The 16,386-nt window shown below is 66.2% G+C and carries 11 protein-coding genes and 1 pseudogene; 7 read left to right on the top strand and 5 right to left on the bottom strand.

Going from position 1 to position 16,386, the window contains the following annotated elements; translation table 11 throughout:
* Positions 1–867, top strand: an 867-nt coding sequence (locus tag AA75_RS08360; RefSeq protein WP_158515466.1) for an IS3 family transposase, incomplete at its 5' end; no start/stop codon positions are given.
* Between the two features lie 368 nt (positions 868–1,235).
* On the opposite strand, the gene AA75_RS47185 is transcribed toward AA75_RS08360, so the two are convergent.
* Positions 1,236–2,645, bottom strand: coding sequence for a hypothetical protein (locus AA75_RS47185; RefSeq protein WP_149038022.1), 1,410 nt, complete (start codon positions 2,643–2,645; stop codon positions 1,236–1,238).
* Positions 2,646–3,298: 653 nt separating this feature from the next.
* Positions 3,299–5,002 carry an aminotransferase class I/II-fold pyridoxal phosphate-dependent enzyme gene (locus AA75_RS08355; protein WP_051812008.1) on the bottom strand — a complete coding sequence of 568 codons (1,704 nt, stop codon included), beginning with the start codon at positions 5,000–5,002 and terminating at the stop codon, positions 3,299–3,301.
* 914 nt (positions 5,003–5,916) lie between these two features.
* Here AA75_RS08355 and AA75_RS08350 point away from each other — a divergent pair.
* The 5 genes from AA75_RS08350 (at position 5,917) to AA75_RS08335 (ending at position 13,345) form a co-directional block, all read left to right on the top strand.
* A complete protein-coding gene (locus AA75_RS08350) occupies positions 5,917–6,630 on the top strand; it encodes a DsbA family oxidoreductase (RefSeq protein WP_033819182.1) in 714 nt (237 codons plus the stop codon).
* Between the two features lie 448 nt (positions 6,631–7,078).
* Positions 7,079–7,402, top strand: a complete 324-nt coding sequence (locus AA75_RS47180) for a hypothetical protein (RefSeq protein ID WP_149038021.1) — start codon at positions 7,079–7,081, stop codon at positions 7,400–7,402.
* A gap of 17 nt (positions 7,403–7,419) precedes the next feature.
* Entirely contained in the window at positions 7,420–9,348 is a 1,929-nt protein-coding gene (locus AA75_RS08345; protein WP_149038020.1) for a hypothetical protein, read from the top strand.
* 142 nt (positions 9,349–9,490) lie between these two features.
* Positions 9,491–12,187 carry an AAA family ATPase gene (locus AA75_RS08340; RefSeq protein ID WP_158515464.1) on the top strand — a complete coding sequence of 899 codons (2,697 nt, stop codon included), beginning with the start codon at positions 9,491–9,493 and terminating at the stop codon, positions 12,185–12,187.
* Positions 12,188–12,805: 618 nt separating this feature from the next.
* Positions 12,806–13,345: an STAS domain-containing protein gene (locus tag AA75_RS08335; RefSeq protein WP_149038019.1), complete on the top strand. Its 540-nt coding sequence runs from the start codon at positions 12,806–12,808 to the stop codon at positions 13,343–13,345.
* Here AA75_RS08335 and AA75_RS08330 read toward each other — a convergent pair.
* The 3 genes from AA75_RS08330 to AA75_RS08320 all read right to left on the bottom strand — a co-directional run bounded on the left by AA75_RS08330 (position 13,291) and on the right by AA75_RS08320 (position 15,727).
* Positions 13,291–13,590 carry a helix-turn-helix transcriptional regulator gene (locus AA75_RS08330; protein ID WP_051812006.1) on the bottom strand — a complete coding sequence of 100 codons (300 nt, stop codon included), beginning with the start codon at positions 13,588–13,590 and terminating at the stop codon, positions 13,291–13,293. The genes AA75_RS08335 and AA75_RS08330 overlap by 55 nt on opposite strands.
* 28 nt (positions 13,591–13,618) lie before the next feature.
* Positions 13,619–15,082 carry a hypothetical protein gene (locus tag AA75_RS08325; protein ID WP_035980319.1) on the bottom strand — a complete coding sequence of 488 codons (1,464 nt, stop codon included), beginning with the start codon at positions 15,080–15,082 and terminating at the stop codon, positions 13,619–13,621.
* 87 nt (positions 15,083–15,169) lie between these two features.
* A complete protein-coding gene (locus AA75_RS08320) occupies positions 15,170–15,727 on the bottom strand; it encodes a hypothetical protein (protein ID WP_199520284.1) in 558 nt (185 codons plus the stop codon).
* A 171-nt stretch (positions 15,728–15,898) separates the two neighbouring features.
* On the opposite strand from AA75_RS08320, the pseudogene AA75_RS08315 reads away from it, so the two are divergent.
* Positions 15,899–16,386 (top strand): annotated as a pseudogene (locus AA75_RS08315) (hypothetical protein); the annotation flags it as partial.

Genomic DNA, 16,386 nt, shown 5'->3' with positions numbered 1-16,386 from the left:
GTGCACCCGTTCATCGAGGCGGAGAAGCAGGCAGGCCACAACGTCAAGCGAGTGTGTGAACTGCTCCAGGTCTCCCGTACCGCCTTCTACGCCCGCCGCACCGCCGCCCCCGGCCCCCGTGCGGTCCGCGACGCACAACTGACCGAGAAGATCACCGAGGTCCACGCCGCCTCTCATGGCAGCTACGGGGCCCCGCGCGTCCACGCCACCCTGCAACGCGGCGGCGAGCGGTGCGGGCGCCGCCGGGTCGCCCGGCTGATGCGCCTGACCGGCCTGGAAGGCCGGCACCGCAGACGTCGCCACCGCACCACGATCCCCGACCCACAGGCCGCCACCCGGCCGGACCTGGTCCTGCGCGACTTCCAGCCCCACCCGGCAGCCCTCGACACGCGCTGGTGCGGCGACATCACCTACATCCCCACCGACGAGGGCTGGCTCTACCTGGCCACCGTTATCGACATCGCCTCGCGCCGCGTCGTCGGCTGGGTCACCGCCGACCACCTGCGCACCGAACTGGTCGCCGACGCCCTGCGGGCCGCCTGCCACACCCGCCGCCCCAGCGGGCCGGTGGTGTTTCACTCGGATCGCGGCTGCCAGTACACCAGCCGTGAATTCGCCGATCTGGCAGGTGAGTTCGGCGTTCGACTCTCGGTCGGTCGGACCGGCCAGTGCTGGGACAACGCACTCGCCGAGTCCTTCTTCGCCACCCTCAAGCGGGAGCTGCTCGGCGACCGCCCCTGGCCCAGCCGGGCCGCAGCACGGACCGCGATCTTTGAGTGGGCCGAAGGCTGGTACAACATACGCAGGCTGCACAACAGTCTTGGCTACCGCAGTCCCGCCGAGTACGAGACCCTCCTGGCGGCCTGACCACCACACCAACGGTGTCCGTCAAAGCGGAGCAAGCTCAGACAGCCCCGCCCATGCCGCAGCCTTCGACTGCCTCCACGCCCGACTCGGACGCTCCGGATCCCCCCAAGCGGCCTTTGGCGCGTACGCCACTGCGGAGAAGACGCTGGCGTCCACCCACACCGTCGCCCCGGCACGCCGGAAGGAGGACACCTGCAGCGCCCTATGCGGGTAAATTCCGACGACGCCCGCTGCGACATGCGGCCCACCAGTCTGACCCGAAGCGATTTGGCCACGGAACGAATCATCAGGATCTCGGATACCCACTCGAACCCCTCACGGCAGCACGCATACGATCGATCTAGATCTGCCCACCGAATCAAAGATCGTCAGGTTGCATCCGGCCTGGGAATCTTTTTTGTAAGATCTTTGAACCGAATCACCTTAGAAATATCGTTTGCCGGCACGAACCATCCCTCCAATCCGATGCACTGAGAGGGGAATTGGGGAGAAATCTCCACCTCGTATAGGTATTCCGGCTCAGAAATGAAGAAGGCTGTTACTTGATCGCCAATCACCGGCCCAATATTGATGTCACTGCGGTCTTCGACCATTGTCTGATACCAGGCCATATAGCCATCTTCATTATCTATATTAATTACATACAGGCCGGCGAGCGTGCCATCCTCCCCGGCCAATTCCGTAATATGTCCCGTATGGGACAACAGTGGCACATTGGATACGTTCACCAGTTGGTAGCTAGTCCAAGCATCTTCATCAGCAATCTTGACTAGAGCCTTTGACCAGTCTACCGAATATTGAACGACAATCGCGGTTGTGACAGCCGCCTTTTTCAGGATACTGCAGTCAACAATAACCCAACTTCCATCATGAAGCAGCAGGCAGCAATTTTCACTGTGCACTTCCGGCTCAACGGTCGGAACTATAGTCAATTGGTAGTACTCGGGATTCCCCTGATGGACCTGAACGCATAGTATTTGGTTATTGAGAGTGGCCACAGGGAGGGAGGACTGCCAGGAATTCCAATCGGTATCCGAAACAAGCCTCAAGTCATCGTTGTCGATTTTTACGATAATTCCTTCATTGTTCGGAAATGAACTAAGGAAGCAGCCATCCGATGGCTCCATTATGGCATCACTCAGAGTTACAAAATATTGCTCAACGTCGATTCCGTCGCCCAGCTTGGGAACTCGATAATATCCACTTTCACACGAAAGCCACCAGACCCCTTCGTGCTCATATACCTCGGCTCGAGGAAGTCTCGCTTTCCATACCTTGAGCATGAGATCCGGTCGCGCAATCACCGAGCCAGCTCGAGCGATCTGCAGCTTTGTTCTGTTTCGTATCAGGACAATATCCCCTTGATAGGCAAGGGCGCGAGCCTCTGCCGTCCACCCCGCCTTTGTCTCTGCGGGACGAACAAGGCTCTCTGCTACGCAATATGGCCCCTCAAAGTCCAGAACCAAGACAGAGTCTTCATTGTCATCATTGACCTGGATCTTCACTGTCAGCTTATCCGCTTTGGCCAATTTCTCATTGGCGACTTTTCGGTGCTGACTGCTATTGTCGTCATACGGCGCCGGATTGTTCGCCTGATTTTGAATTGCCTGCTGGTTATTGTAGGCAGTGAGCACCTGATTGTAGTTTGTCAGATTTACTTGATATGCCCGGTAATTATTGTAGGCAGTCAAGAGGGTCTGATATTGACCATCAAGGTCCATGAGCTGGTTTCTGATTGCGAGCCTATACTGGTTATACCAGTGGTCTGCGTCGGCCATGTTTGCGCTTGGACAGTTTCCGCGCCGCGATCCATTCCTCCTAACCTTGACCCAACTCGGTGTAAGCCCGGTACTTTCACTCTGAGGACTACCGTGCCAATCACCGCCTTGGTCGCCCCACTCGATTGACAAGTGATACTCGACTGCCGCCTGAGACGTGTACATGGTCATGGAATTTCCTGTTCCATAATTTTTATGGAAATGCCAGGTAATTCCGTTAGCGGTGAACTGTTGCGGTGGCCAAGACGCGGGAGGTACCAACGGCGGAGGTGGCCCCGGATGCTGGAGCGCTTGGGCTTGAGGTGGCTGACCGTACATTTTTCTTCTCCTAATGAAGGCGACCGATCCAAGCGTTCCTGCGGCCGCTGTCAGGGTGAGGGGATCCAATACTATCCCCAGCCCTTCCGGCAAAAAGGTCCGAACGGGCAGGCCCTGGTAGTCTTTGATTGCCCGATCGATCTCCTGCCCAGCCCAGATTCAACAAGGCGCTGTAATCGTTTTATCAACGAACTTCTGCAATTTTGGCTTCTGCCAGGTCGACCCCGGGGCGCCGGAAATGACCTTTCTCATCCCGGGATTCAATCGGCGTGCGCATTCTCTAATTGACCGGATATTGTGTGATTTAGACAATCTGCCGCCCCGATAAGGCGACGCTAGTCCGCCTGGCCGGCCCCGCCGTCGCCGTTCCCGCCTCCGGGCACGCGCGCGAGGTGGGAGCGGGCCTCGGCCACCGCCCGTTCGATGGTCCAGGCCGCCTTGTGGGCGTCCTTCGGCCGGTGGGCCGCCTGGACCTGGAGCCGGAAGCAGGCCGATCCGACCGGCGCCACCGGGAACTCGACCAGGAAGGCCAGCACGCCTTGCTGGAAGAGCAGGCGGTTGGTGACCCGGGCCAGCCTTTCGCTGCCGATGAGCAGCGGGACGATCGGTGAGGGGCTTCCCATGCATGTCAGGCCGCGTATGGACAGGCCTTCGCGCAGGGCGCGGTATGTACTGTCCAGGCTGAGTCGGCGTTGGTGGCCTTCGGGTGATCGGATGACCCTGGTCGCCTCCAGGGCGACGGCGGCCTGGACCGGGGACATCGCGGTGGAGAAGAGGTGTGTGCCGCCGAACATCTTGACGTACTGCTTCACGGCCGGTGATGCGGAGGCCACGAAGCCCCCTTGGGAGGCGAAGGTCTTGGAGAAGGACCCCGTCACCAGGTCCACCCGGCCGAGCATGTCCTGGATGCCGAGAACGCCGGTGCCGCCGGGGCCGATGGCGCCCAGGTCGTGGGCGACGTCCACCAGCAGGGTGGCGTCGAACATCCGGCAGACGTCCTGGAGGCCTTCCAGGTCGGGCGAGTTGGCGTCGGCGGAGAACAGTGCATCGGTGGCGACGAGGATGCCGTTCCGGGTGTCGACGGATCTGATGGAGCGAAGGCGTGCGGCAACGGCCGGCAGGCTCAGGTGCTCGAACCGGTGGACGTTGCGGGTGGCGGCCCGTGCGCCTTGTTGGAGGGACGCGTGTGCGAGCCGGTCGATCACCACGTGGTCCTCCTGGCGTACCAGGCTCACGACGGCGCCGTAGCCCGCGGCCCAGCCGGTGGGGAAGAGGGTGATGTGCTCGTTCCTCAGCAGTTCGCCGAGCGCGTGCTCGAGTCCGCGGGAGAGTGGTGTGTTGCCCGCGGCCATGGGGGATCCGGGGCTGTGCGGCCCGTATTCGCTCAGGGCCTGCGCGGCGGCCTCGCGGATCGCGGGGTGGGAGCTGAGCGAGAGGTAGTCCTGGGAGCTCAGGTTGATGCCGTGGGCCACCTGTCCGGATTCGTCCGCCATCATCGCGGTCCTCCCCGGAGCCTTGTCCGTCGTCCTGGTGTACTGCCAGAAGCCGGTGCGGCGGCTGGCCCGTACCCACTCGTAGAATTCGTGGCTGCGCTGCAGGAGGTCGCGGCCGGCGGGGCGGTAGAAGTCGTGAGCGAGCCTGTCGAGTGCGTGGTCCTCATCGGCGCTCCGGCAGGCCTGGTCGGTCTCCGTTCCGGCCTCCCGGATCTCGGAGAGGGTGGTCCGTAACCGTTCGACGCCTTCGAGCAGGAGGTCGTGCAGCGCCTTGAGCTCCTTGTCGGCGGTCACGTCGGCTGCTCCGAGGCGGGTGAGACTGTCCCAGGGGATGTGGGTGGTGGCGGCACGCACGGATTCGGAGATCTCCCTGGCCGCCACCCCGATCCGCGCGGAGCACTCCAACAGCATGAGGCAGGCCGCCGGGTCGTGGCGGAGGATCATCTGGGGGGCGCGACCGCCCATGGTCCGCGCGGCCTCGTCGATCGCGGCGAGGATCGTGCCCGCCAGTTCGTCGTCCTCACGTGGCAGGAAGATTTCGTTCACCGTTGACTTCCTCTCGGACTGTCGCGACGCGGTCCGGCGGTTGGTCCCCCGGGGTCGCGGAGCTGTCATCGCGATGGTGCTGTGCCAGCCGTCGATGCCGTTGATCGACAAGGTCGGGTACACAGAGTAGGAAGCCCCGTACCGGCCGCACCGGAACCTTTAGGAGTCCGTAAGGCAGGGCTCATGTTCCGCATCGGTGGGCAGCTCGGTAGGCAGCCCCTGCCGGGGTCGGCGGGCAGTTCGGGGGCGGATCGGTCGTCTGCGGTTGCAAGGATCTCGGCGGTTGTCCCTCGTTCTTCTCGACCGAGAGGTCGGCCGGGCCGTCTCCGGCGGCTTGTCCTGGCAGTCGGACGCCGCGCGTCGGCGAGTTGCTGTTCCAGCAGGGCGGCGGTACCCGGCGGGACCTCGTACGGCGGTTGCGGTTCGGGGGCGGTCGTGCCTGCCGATCCATATACTTGACAACCTAAACAATCGATATTTACCATCATCGAGATACTTGATGATCTCGGCATCGATCGAGGTCACCGGTGCACTGGTCACCGGTGCACTGCTGCCATCACAGGAGCGACGCGATGAAGGCCCTCACCAGCCGCGCCTCCGGTCGAGACGGCCGACGTCCGCCACGGCGCGACGGTGCAGGTCCGCACCACCGCCGACGGCATCGGATCCCCGACCGGTCAAGATCGGCGCTCACTCGGCGAGCGCCTCTCCAGACGGCCCGACCGGGACGGTCACCGCTCCCACCGGACTCGCCGAGGCCGGCGGGACGGCGATCGTGGCCTTCTGCAGCCTTCCACCCCTCGTCGGGCCACGGACGTCTCCCGGCGGCCGGCCCCCGGGGCCGTAGCCATGGCAAGAGCGTCATCGGTGCCCTCCGATCAACCACCTGTCGCCGTAGAAAGAGAGAAGTCATCATGCGTGTCGAAATCTGGAGTGACATAGCCTGCCCCTGGTGCTACATCGGAAAGGCGCGGTTCGAGCAGGGGCTCGCCGGGTTCGAGCACCGGGACGCCGTCGAGGTGGTCCACAGGTCCTTCGAACTCGACCCGCACCGGGAGCCCGGGAAGGTCGAGCCGGTCATCCCGCTCATCGCCGCGAAATACGGCGCCACCGTGACGCAGGTCGCCCGCTCCGAGGAACGCATCGCCGAGCACGCCCGGGCGGAGGGCCTGGACTACCGGGCCGGCGGCCGGGATCACGGCAGCACGTTCGACATGCACCGGCTCCTGCACCTGGCGAAGGAACACGGCGCGCAGAGCCGGCTGCTCGAGCTGCTGTACCGGGCGAACTTCGCCGACGAGCAGTCCGCTTTCGGAGATGAACGGCTGCTCGAGCTGGCCGTACAGGCCGGCCTTGAGCGGGAGGAGGCGCAGCGGGTACTCGCCGACCGGACCGCCTACGCCGATGCGGTGCGCGAGGACGAGGCGGCCGCGGGGGCGTTGGGTGCGACCGGTGTCCCGTTCTTCGTCGTCGACGGCGCGGTCGGGGTGTCGGGTGCCCAGCCGCCGGAGGTCTTCCGGGCCGCGCTCGACGAGGCCTGGGGCAAGAAGGCCCGGCTGACGGTGGTCGGTCCGGGCGGCGATGCGGGGGACGGGTCTTGCGGTCCGGACGGGTGCTTCATCGTTTAGCCGCAGTACCCGGGGCCCGGCTTCACGGTCATGTGGCTTCCTGGCCCACCGGTTCGGGGAATGCGGGCGACCGTGCGGACCGCGAACCCCGGTTGACATCTGTATGAGCATTAATGGCTTCTGGTGCCCTTGCAGATGTGAAGCCGGGGTATTCCGGGGACCAGCCGCCGGGCCTCTCCGCCCTGGCCCTCGAGCCGCCGGAGGAGGGCCGCCCGGGTGGAATAAGCGCCGCGACGATCAAGAACCTCTGGGTCGGCATCGGTGGTCATCCTCAGCGGGCGGGAGGAAGCGCCATGTGCCCTTCCGGCCGCCCCGGCGCACCTTGGAAGTTTCAGTGGCGGACCTAGCATGTAGACGAATCCTCGGCTCGAGGTTCGGTTGATGCCGCAATCACGCGCCGCCGCAGATCAAAGTTCCGAGGCCGCATTGAATCCCAGAGGTCATCGCCATGGATATAGCGAAGTATGTCAAAAAATTCGATACGGCCGTAAAGGATAATGACTATCCACTCGCGATCCACTGGCTGAAGGAGATAGCCGGCGACAATGATCTTATGGCCCAGATACAAAGCCAGCCGGAGCTCGCAAGAATATTCTCCTGGAATGTGGCCATGCGATACGCGAGCAAGGAAGATTTCAAGACCGCGAATAAATGGCTCACATGGGGTGGATGGACCAAGGAAACCGTGAGTGAGCAGCCGCCGGAAAATCAAGGCGGCACGCACATGACCAGCGATGAAATTGCCCTTCTCTTCCCGGCCGCGGAAAAGTGAGAGGAAGGGGCGGTTAAATGGAGTCAGCCGAATGGATCAAGATACGCGAGACGCTCACGCAATGGAGATGGCTCGGTGACGATCCTGCCAGCATCGCGGACAGAAAGCGAATCGGGGAACTTCCCGGCAATTTTAAAGATGTAGTCAGAAAATACACGGACCACACCTTCCTGATTCGATACTACTGCGCCTTTTTGAATAGTCGGGGAAATCCTGAATACGCTGCGATCGCGAGGGAGCTTACCCCGGACCGGATCAACGGATTCCATGCGGCCAAGGGATGGCGTCAACCAGAGGTCAAAGCCTCCTATTCCCTCTTCCGGAGGGAAGTCAGTCGCCTCCGATCTTCCTTCGATAGACACCCGGAGCAGATCGAGCAGCTGACAGATGCATATTTCAAGAATGTCACCAAAGGCCACGGGAGTGGCAAGCACGGCGTAGTGGTGAGTGAGCGGCTGGCAATAGCAGACAAATTCAAGCCGATCCTGCCCGGGCTCCTGGCCATCACGGACCTGATGGATCAGATGGCAAATACAAACGCCTTGCAGGGAAGCGACTATATTCGCGAGAAAAACGACTTCATCAATCCCTATGGCATGATCGAAAAACAGTTCGACGAACTGGCTCGGCGCACCGGGGATCTGCGCAGGGCGGCAAATGATCCCGCCGCCACGGAGGACGACGTCGCTGCCGCCATATCCGCTCACGATCTAGCGCTGAAGGGCCTGCAAGGCGCCGTCGGAAAAATATCCTCCGATTATCGCGAATCATTGATCGACCTGGCCAGGACCGTACATGCGGACAATCTGAGCGACACCAATCCTGGGCTCGCAGACAAGCTGACCCTCATTGCGTCGATCAACAGTACCATCCAGACCGCACTCGGTCCCCTTACGGCACTATTCCCTCCCTTGGCCATCATATTCGGGATCATGAGCGCCGGGACTGCTGGGCACAAGTATTACGCTACAAAGCAGGATGCTCGCAGACAGGTGGGCCGCGGGAACATCGATAAGATCTCCGAGTACGCGGCCCGGGAGACCGAGGGGAAGCTATCGGGCCGACTGGGTGCTGCGAGCACGGCACTGACGGTCGGGGACTATGCCCGAACGGGGGCATCTGGTTTTCTCACTCTCATGACGGCCATGGGCAGCCATACGCCCGGGCTGGGCCATGCTGCACATGTCGCCGGTCATCTCGCCAACGCGTACGGTCCTGCAGGCACGGGGCTCGATCAGGTGGATGAGCTCGCCGAGACCGCTCTGGACAGCGTTGCGGGCGAGACGGCACGGGCGACGACACGTCGCACCGTGCAACGCGACTTCCGGATGTTCCTTTCCAACATGACCGAGCATATTTCGGCCGCGCACGGGGCCGACGGCCATCAGTCCGGTGTCGAAGTCCTCCTGTCGCAGTACCCCCAGGAGGAGTTCTACTTTGATGCAGTTTTTGGCGATATTGAGTTGATCTGCACCGTCACGAAGGACGCGCTTCGCACGGGGAAGCGGGGAGATTCCGAGGCGAATACAGCCCTGGTGACCGCCTGGTGTACGGTCAAGATTTGGCCCACCAAGGGTCCTCGGGCCAAGGATCCGACCGATATCACCTACCTCCTCGGCTGGGACAACAGACGTGAGCTGACGTTCATGATCTCCGCCGAGGGGCTCGCCGTGAGCCTGGTCCACCCTCTCACCACGGCGCTCTTCGTCCCGGAGATCAACGACGGGATCCCGGGGTTCATATTCTTGGACCGCGATGTCGAAAGCCAGCCCCTGTCCGATGTGCACCCCTATTTTCGATTTATCAAGGAGGTCCGCCACGGGGATGGGACACTGCAGACCTACACGACCGATTACCATCTCTATGAAACCGAAGGAACGCATCCGATGGACATGGAGAGCATCGAGAGATGGGTGGAATACTTGAATGCACATCTGTATGGATGAACGGGATGGTAAGGCCACGGTGACGCCCTGGCCGGCTCCACGCCACAGCCGCCGTCGCGCCGCTCGCCGGGGTTCGTGCACCGGTCGAAGTGTCAGCCCCTGACTGATGGGCCCCCGACCCTGGGGGTTCCCGCCCAGACGAGTGACATGTGCCGAACCAGGCCATTATGTAGGGGAGACCTCTCGGGAGTTTCCGGGTCCCGTCCTGACGTCAGGAGGGCGGCTGATGTACATGCCGGCGAAGCGTTCGAGCCGGGCCTCGCCGGGTGCGGCGGAAGGCACGGCGCCGGAATCCGGTCAGTCCTTCGTGGGGCGGGACGCCGAGCTCGAACTGCTTGCGGGCTGTGCCGTCGCCACGGCGTCCGGCGCTCCGCAGCTGGTGGTGGTGGAGGGCGAGGCCGGGATCGGCAAGACCTCCCTGGTGCGGCAGGCCCTGGCGGCGCTGACCGGCCACAGGGTGTGGTGGGCCGGCTGTGACCCGTCCGAACAGGACTGGCCCTACGGAGTGGTGGAGCAGTGGCTTCGCCAGGTCGATCCGGAACTCGTGAAGAAGTCGGTGGTACTGCGCGGCCGCCTCGGGCCGTCGGTCGCCCCGGTGGCGGTGGGCGTCGAACTGGTGGAACTGCTCGGCTCGGTCCAGGACCTACCACTGGTGCTGGTGGTGGACGACGTGCAGTGGGCGGACGACGCTTCGCTGCAGGTCCTGGGATCGCTGTTGCGGTGGCTGTGGCAGGAGAGGGTCCTCCTGGTGGCCACGTGCCGTACCGATCCGGCCGGCGCGGAGCCCGGGGATCCGTCGCAACGGTGGCGGCAGGGGACCTGGGCCGGGCAGACGCAGGTGCTGCGGCTGAGCGGGCTGCCGGAGGCCCAGGCGGGGCTGATGGCGGACGAGCCGCTGTCGGCGGCGGTGCTGCGCCGGCTGTGGGAGCACACCCGAGGCCACCCCTTGTACCTGCGGTCGATCCTCGCCTCCACCACGCCCGGTGACCTGGCGGATGTCGGGGCGGCTCTTCCGGTGCCGACGTCGTTGGCGTCCGCGGTGCGCCGCAGCCTGGAGCGGCTGCCTGCCGACAGCCGGGCCCTGGTCGAGGCGCTGGCCGTGTTGGGCATCCCCTCCCCCGTCGACACGGCGGCACGGATCGCGAAGCTGCACGAGCAGGACTTCGAGCCGGATCGGGCCCTGAGTCCGCTGCTGGAGGCAGGCCTCCTGGTCCGGGCCCGGCCCGATCCCGCCGGGCCCCCCGGTGCAGCCGTACCGGTGGGCATCGCCCATCCGCTCCAGCGTGACGCGATCTACCAGGCCATCCGCCCGGAGCGACGGCGTGCCCTGCACGCGGCCGCCGTCGGTGTCGTGGAGACCGATGCCGCCTGGGCCCACCGGGTCGCCTCCACCAGTCACCTCGATGGTCCGCTCGCCGAGTCACTCGATGCCGAGGCCGACCGGAACGCCCGCCTCGGTTACCTCGACCGGGCGGCGACGCTACTGCTCTGGGCAGCCGATCTCTCCGACAGACGTGAGCTGCACGAGCGCCGGCTCCTCACCGCCGCCGAGCACACCATCAACCTGATCAACCCCAGGGGCCTGCGTGCGGCCCACCCCTTGCGGGGGCCCGTCGAGCAGTGCGCCCCCTGTGCCAAGCGGACCCTGCTGCTGAGCTGCTACGTCTATATGGACGGCGACTATCAGGGCGCGGTACGGCTGGGCGAGCAGGCGTTGGCCGAGGCGGAGGCCGAAGGTGACCTCGCCACCCTGGCCCAGGCCCGGCTCCGGCTCGGGCTGGCCGTGTTCCAGAGCGGCGACGCACCACACTCCGCCCTCCTGCTGCGACAGGCCCTGCAGGACGAATCGGCGGGTACCGTGAACGACACACGCACCTACGACACGATCGCGACGCAGTTGATCCTGGGCAACACGTTGCTGTTCAGCCAGGGCCCGACGGCCACCTTGCGAGAACCGTGGATCGCCGCACTGCCCGCGGACCGTGCCCTGGCGCGCAGCAGCGGGCTCATCGGTCGCGGGACCTGTCTGCTCGCCATGGGGGACCTGCAGGCGGCGCGGCGTGACGTCGCCGCCGTCCTGGAGCCGGGCCGCAGTGATGCGCTTCCGCTCGCCCGGCTGATGGCCCTGATCCATCTGTCGGCCTGCCACTACCTGCTCGGGGACTGGGAGCTGGCCGCAGCCGCGTCCGAGCAGATTCTCGCCGAGGGCGACATCGGCGGCTTCCGGTTCCACTTCATCACCGCGCACGCGTACGCGGCGATCGTCGCCGGGGGGCAGGGCCGATGGCGGAGCGCCCAGGAGCATCTCGACGCGTCGCAGAGCCAGGTTCCCGTGCCGACCTTCTCCGATCAGTCGGGTCTGGCGGCCGCCGCCATCGCGCAGGGCCGCGCCGACCATGCGGCCATGCTCTCCGCTCTGCGGCCCCTGTACCGGGACGCCCTCGGCGACCTCGTCACCTGGCCGACCCATCAGTTCTGGCCCATGTGGACCGAGGCCCTCACCGCCACGGGCCAGCTCGACCAGGCCCGCGACGCCCTCGCCCACCTGTGCGGGCTCGCCCGGCGGACCCCGTTCCTGCGCACGGCCGCCGCCTTCGCCACCGGGCAGCTGGCCGAGGCCCATGGGGATCTCCATGCCGCTGCGGACGCCTACCACCGGGTCCTCGACACCCCGCTGCGCCCCGACGATCCTCCTTTCCACCGCGCCCGTCTCGAGGAGGCCGCCTGTCATCTGCACCATCTTCTGGGCGACCACCAGACTGCCGCCGTGTTCCTCGATCGCGCGCGTGCCCGCTACACGGCTCTCGGTGCGCAGCCGTTCCTCGAGCGTGCGGTCTGACCCGGTGAGGGTGCGATCCGAGCCGGTTCGGTGGTCCGTCGCGGGTTCGGGTCGCCCGGTGCCGCGGGCCGGGTGGAGCTGCTCGGTGGGGTCATCGCGGGTCCCGGTGTCCGGGGCGGGGTGTGTACGCAGGCGGGGTCGGTGAGGTTCTCGTGTCCGGGACGGACCGGTGCGGGTCCGCCGGGGCGGACCGGGGTCGGCGTCGGCGGGTGCTGCGGCGCCGGGCGGCTCGCAGGCCGGTCACGGCGACGGCGGCCGCGAGGGCGGTGGCGACGAGTGTGAGTGGATCGGGGCCGTCGTCGGCGAGCTTTCCGGGGTGCTCGGTCCCGTCCGGGGCCGGTCGGCCGGATCGGGTCCCGGTATCGGTGTCGTTCGTGCCCGTCCTGGTCGTCCGGAGGGATGGCGTCGGGCCGGTCGGGCTCGCAGGCGGGTGCGTCCGACGGGACAGGGTGTGGGGGCTGTGCGCGGACGTGACGGGTGGCGCGGGCACCGCGTACAGGTTGCCGGCGATGAGTCCCGCGGCGATCAGTTCCGGGAGCACGGGCAGCCCCTGTCCGCCCGGGTTCCGGCCGGGGCAGCGGCGGCGGCACGCGGCCCGGTTCGTATACCACGAAGGCTGTGAAATGGGTACATATGTCCCTATATTCTTCTGCCCGGGCGGTGGACTATCGTGGTGTGAAACCCCTCTGGGGCGATGCTGGAGCGATCCCCACGGCGGTGATCATGCAACTGAAGGTGATCATGCACCCGAACGAGATGCTGTCCCCCCGGGGCGTCCTGTACGACGGGACGGCGCTCCTGCACCTGGAAGGCGAACTCGACGCCTGCACGGCTCCCCTGGTGGAGTTCGCGGTCGCGGAACTTCTCACCCGGCGGCCGAACCAGCTCGTCGTGGACGTCGCCGGCCTCGATTTCTGTGATGCGACCGGTCTTCGAATCCTTCTCGCGGCGCGTGACAGCTGCTCGGCGCACGGTACGGCCTTCAGCCTGGTCGGCCTCCACCCGCGGCTTCGCAAGATGCTGGCCCTGCTTCAGGCGGCACGGCTCCTGGCACCGTCGGGTCAGGAGAACCTCTGCGCCGCCGAGGGCGACCCGCTCCACTCTCACGACTTGCTGCCGGACGTGCTCGCCCCGGTGCGCGGGACCAGCGCCACCTGAAGGTCCAGACCGAGCACGGCGGCGATGCGGCCGACCAGGGGGAATGTGAAAGCGGCCTGGCCCTCCTCCAGCCTGGCGATGGACATCTCCGTCATGCCGCTCTCCTCCGCGAGCTTCGAACGGCTCCAGCCGAGATCCTCCCTGCGCCTGCCTATGGCCTGCCCGAGCTCCTCGACGCAGCGGACTCCGTCGAAGGTCATGAGCGTTGCACCGTCGCGGGTGCCGGGAGGGATTTCGTCACTCATTCTGGGTTCCTCCGCTCTCCGGTGAGACCTACTGGATCTTTCCGGACAGAAAGACGGACGGGGTGCATGCGGCGTTGCTGTTCCGGCAGTCCACGGCGATGACCACCTGATCGCCCGGGCCGAACCGGATGGGTTCGACGAAGTGCAGGTCGTAGCTGCGGAAGTTGTCCAGCCCCAGCGGGAAGAGCGTTGAGTCACCCCGCCGGATCTGCAGATAGCCGCTGTCCCCGTTGGGGTTGGAGACGAGGATGTCGGTGATGAGAAGGGATTTGCCCGAGGGGACCGCCTGGCTGTTGAAGGTCTTGAACGTTCCGGGGTCGCCGGCCGGTGTGTCGGTCGAGATGGACACGTCGGCGGGGGATGAGGGGGGTGAGGTGGAGGTGTTGGACGGGGCCTGCGTCGATCCGCCGCCCGTTGTGCCTCCCCCTGCGACGGTGCCCCCGCCCTGGGTGGCCTGCGCCCCTGCGCTCGCGGCGGGTTGAGTGCTCTTACCGGTCGCACCGGAGCTCTGGTTGGTGCCGCCGGCACCCTGGCTCGCCCCACCGGAGGCTTTGGCGCCTTGGCCGGCTCCCGCCGACGGCTGGGTGCCCTGGCTGGCTCCCGCCGACGGCTGCCCGCTCGGGCTCGCCCCCGGGGACGGCTGTCCGCTCGGGCTCGCGCCCGGGGACGGCTGGGCGCTCGGGCTCGCGCCCGCGCTGGGCGAGACGCCGGTGCCGGGGGAGATGGGCGCGCCGTTCTGCACCTGGGTCTTCAGGGTCGGTTTGAGGACGGTGAACCAGAGGATGGCGAAGGCGATCGACAGGGCGATCAGTGCGGCGAGCGCGCGCGGGAGCCAGGCCGGGAGGATCTGTTCCTGGACCATCGCCGCGTCGGCGGTGACCGGGGGGAACCCGTCGCCGGTGACCACCGCCTGAAAGGGGTGGGTCTTCTTCGTCCCTTTGAGGAATCGTTTCTTCGGTATGACACGGACCGGGACCAGGACCGCGGCCCCGGGCGGGATCGTCAGCGAGGTGCGGCGAACCTTGAACAGCAGCTCGTTGTTCGGGTTCACCATGCTGATGGCGACCGGCATCGGCGTGTTCCCGTGGTTGTCCACGGCGAGCCGGTGACGCGCTCGGAAGGACCCTCGTGAGCCGTGCGGGATGAACTCGGCGGCGACCTCGGTGAAGGCCGCGACGGTGACGGTCCCCTCCTCGACGACCGAGCCCTCGGGGTCCTCCCGCGAGACGGCGCGCACGGCGAACGGGATCTCACCGGCGAGGACGTCCGATGACTTCGGCGGTTTGAGGACGAGGCGGGCCTCCCCCTCGTCCCCGGGGTAGAGGTTGATGATCTTGGGCTCGACGGTGGCCCAGTCGCCGAGGTCTCCGACGACGGACAGCGTGAACTGATCGACGGTCGCACCCGTGTTGCGCAGCTGGAGGTCGAGCCCGGCCTCCCGACCGGGCTCGACCTCCAGTTCCGTGCTGCTGAGGGAGAGGTCGATGCCCATAGCGTCAGTGTTCCGTCCGTGACGGCGGATACGGGAGCGGCGGAGGGTACCGCCACGGGCATCACCCTCTGCCCGAAAGACCCGGCATCAGCGGCGGGAGGAGGCCGTGGTGCCGGACAACAGCAGCGCCCGGTGGAGCGGGGGCGGGTCGCCGGGCATCCCGGTCAGATACCACTGCATCCGCACGAAGAACTGGAGGATGCGCCGTGCCCGCGCCAGCAGGTAGCCGGCCAGCGGGAGTTCGACCAGGGCGGCGGACAGGACGGAGACGGTGAAGTCGCCCGTACCCCAGGCGAGCATCACGTCGAACCAGGCGTCACAGGTCAGCAGGACGGCTGCCGCCAGTCCCCAGGGCACCACGAGCTGTCTGCCGCGCCAGCCGTACCAGGCGGTGGCGGCGAGCGTGGCGAGCAGCGCGAGGTCGAATCCGACCCAGGCCGCCCGCCACTGCCGGGACTCGTACCGGATCGGCAGGGTCGCGGCGAGATAGGCGATCCACGGGACCAGCGCGGCGCAGCAGAGCAGCAGGGTGAGCAGGGCGGCCCGGCGTCTGCGCGCGGCCCGGCGGGCGAAGTCCGGGCCCATGATCGCGGTCAGGTCCACCCGGCCGCAGTGCGGGCAACTCTGCGGTTCACTCGTCATCATGTTTCCGGTGTATCGGCCGGATCGGCGGAATCCGGCACCGGTCGGCCGGATGGCGTCCTCGGGGGCAGTGAGTTCGGCACGAGGGGTTGCCCGTAGGGCTTGGGGCTGGTCGTCCGTCGTCCTCATGCTGGGGATCGGGTCATTGTCACCGGATATTCGCTAGAGGATCTCATGGCGGAACCCCAGGCGTTCGAGGACGAGCGGTCGTCGGCCGGTGTGTCGCGCCGCCGGGGGGCTTCGCTGCGCCGGAACGCGGTCCTGATCGCGGTGGCGGGTGTTCTCACGGCCGGGGGTGTGGCGATCGGTGTGCTGTCCGCGACCGCGGCGGCCGTCGGGACGGTGAGTGGGTGGGGCAGCGATGCCGCGGGGGAGCTCGGTGCGCCGCCCAGCCTCAGCGGGGTGGCTTCGGTCGCTGCGGGGACCGGGTTCAGCCTGGCGTTGAAGAGCGACGGCACGGTCACCGGTTGGGGCGACGACGCTTCCGGCGTCCTGGGTGTGCCGGCGGATCTGGGTGATGTGACGGCCGTCGCGGCGGGCGATGACTTCGCGCTCGCGCTCAGGAGTGGCGGCACGGTCAGGGGGTGGGGTCAGAACGGTGTCGGTCAACTCGACGTCCCGGCCGACCTGAACGGCGTCACCGCCGTCTCCGCAGGCGACGG

The sequence above is a fragment of the Kitasatospora sp. MBT63 genome (assembly GCF_000710465.2).
In the GTDB taxonomy this organism is placed as follows: domain Bacteria; phylum Actinomycetota; class Actinomycetes; order Streptomycetales; family Streptomycetaceae; genus Kitasatospora.
The sequence above is the reverse complement of the archived record's forward strand: the minus strand, read 5'-3'. Positions and strand labels throughout refer to the sequence as shown.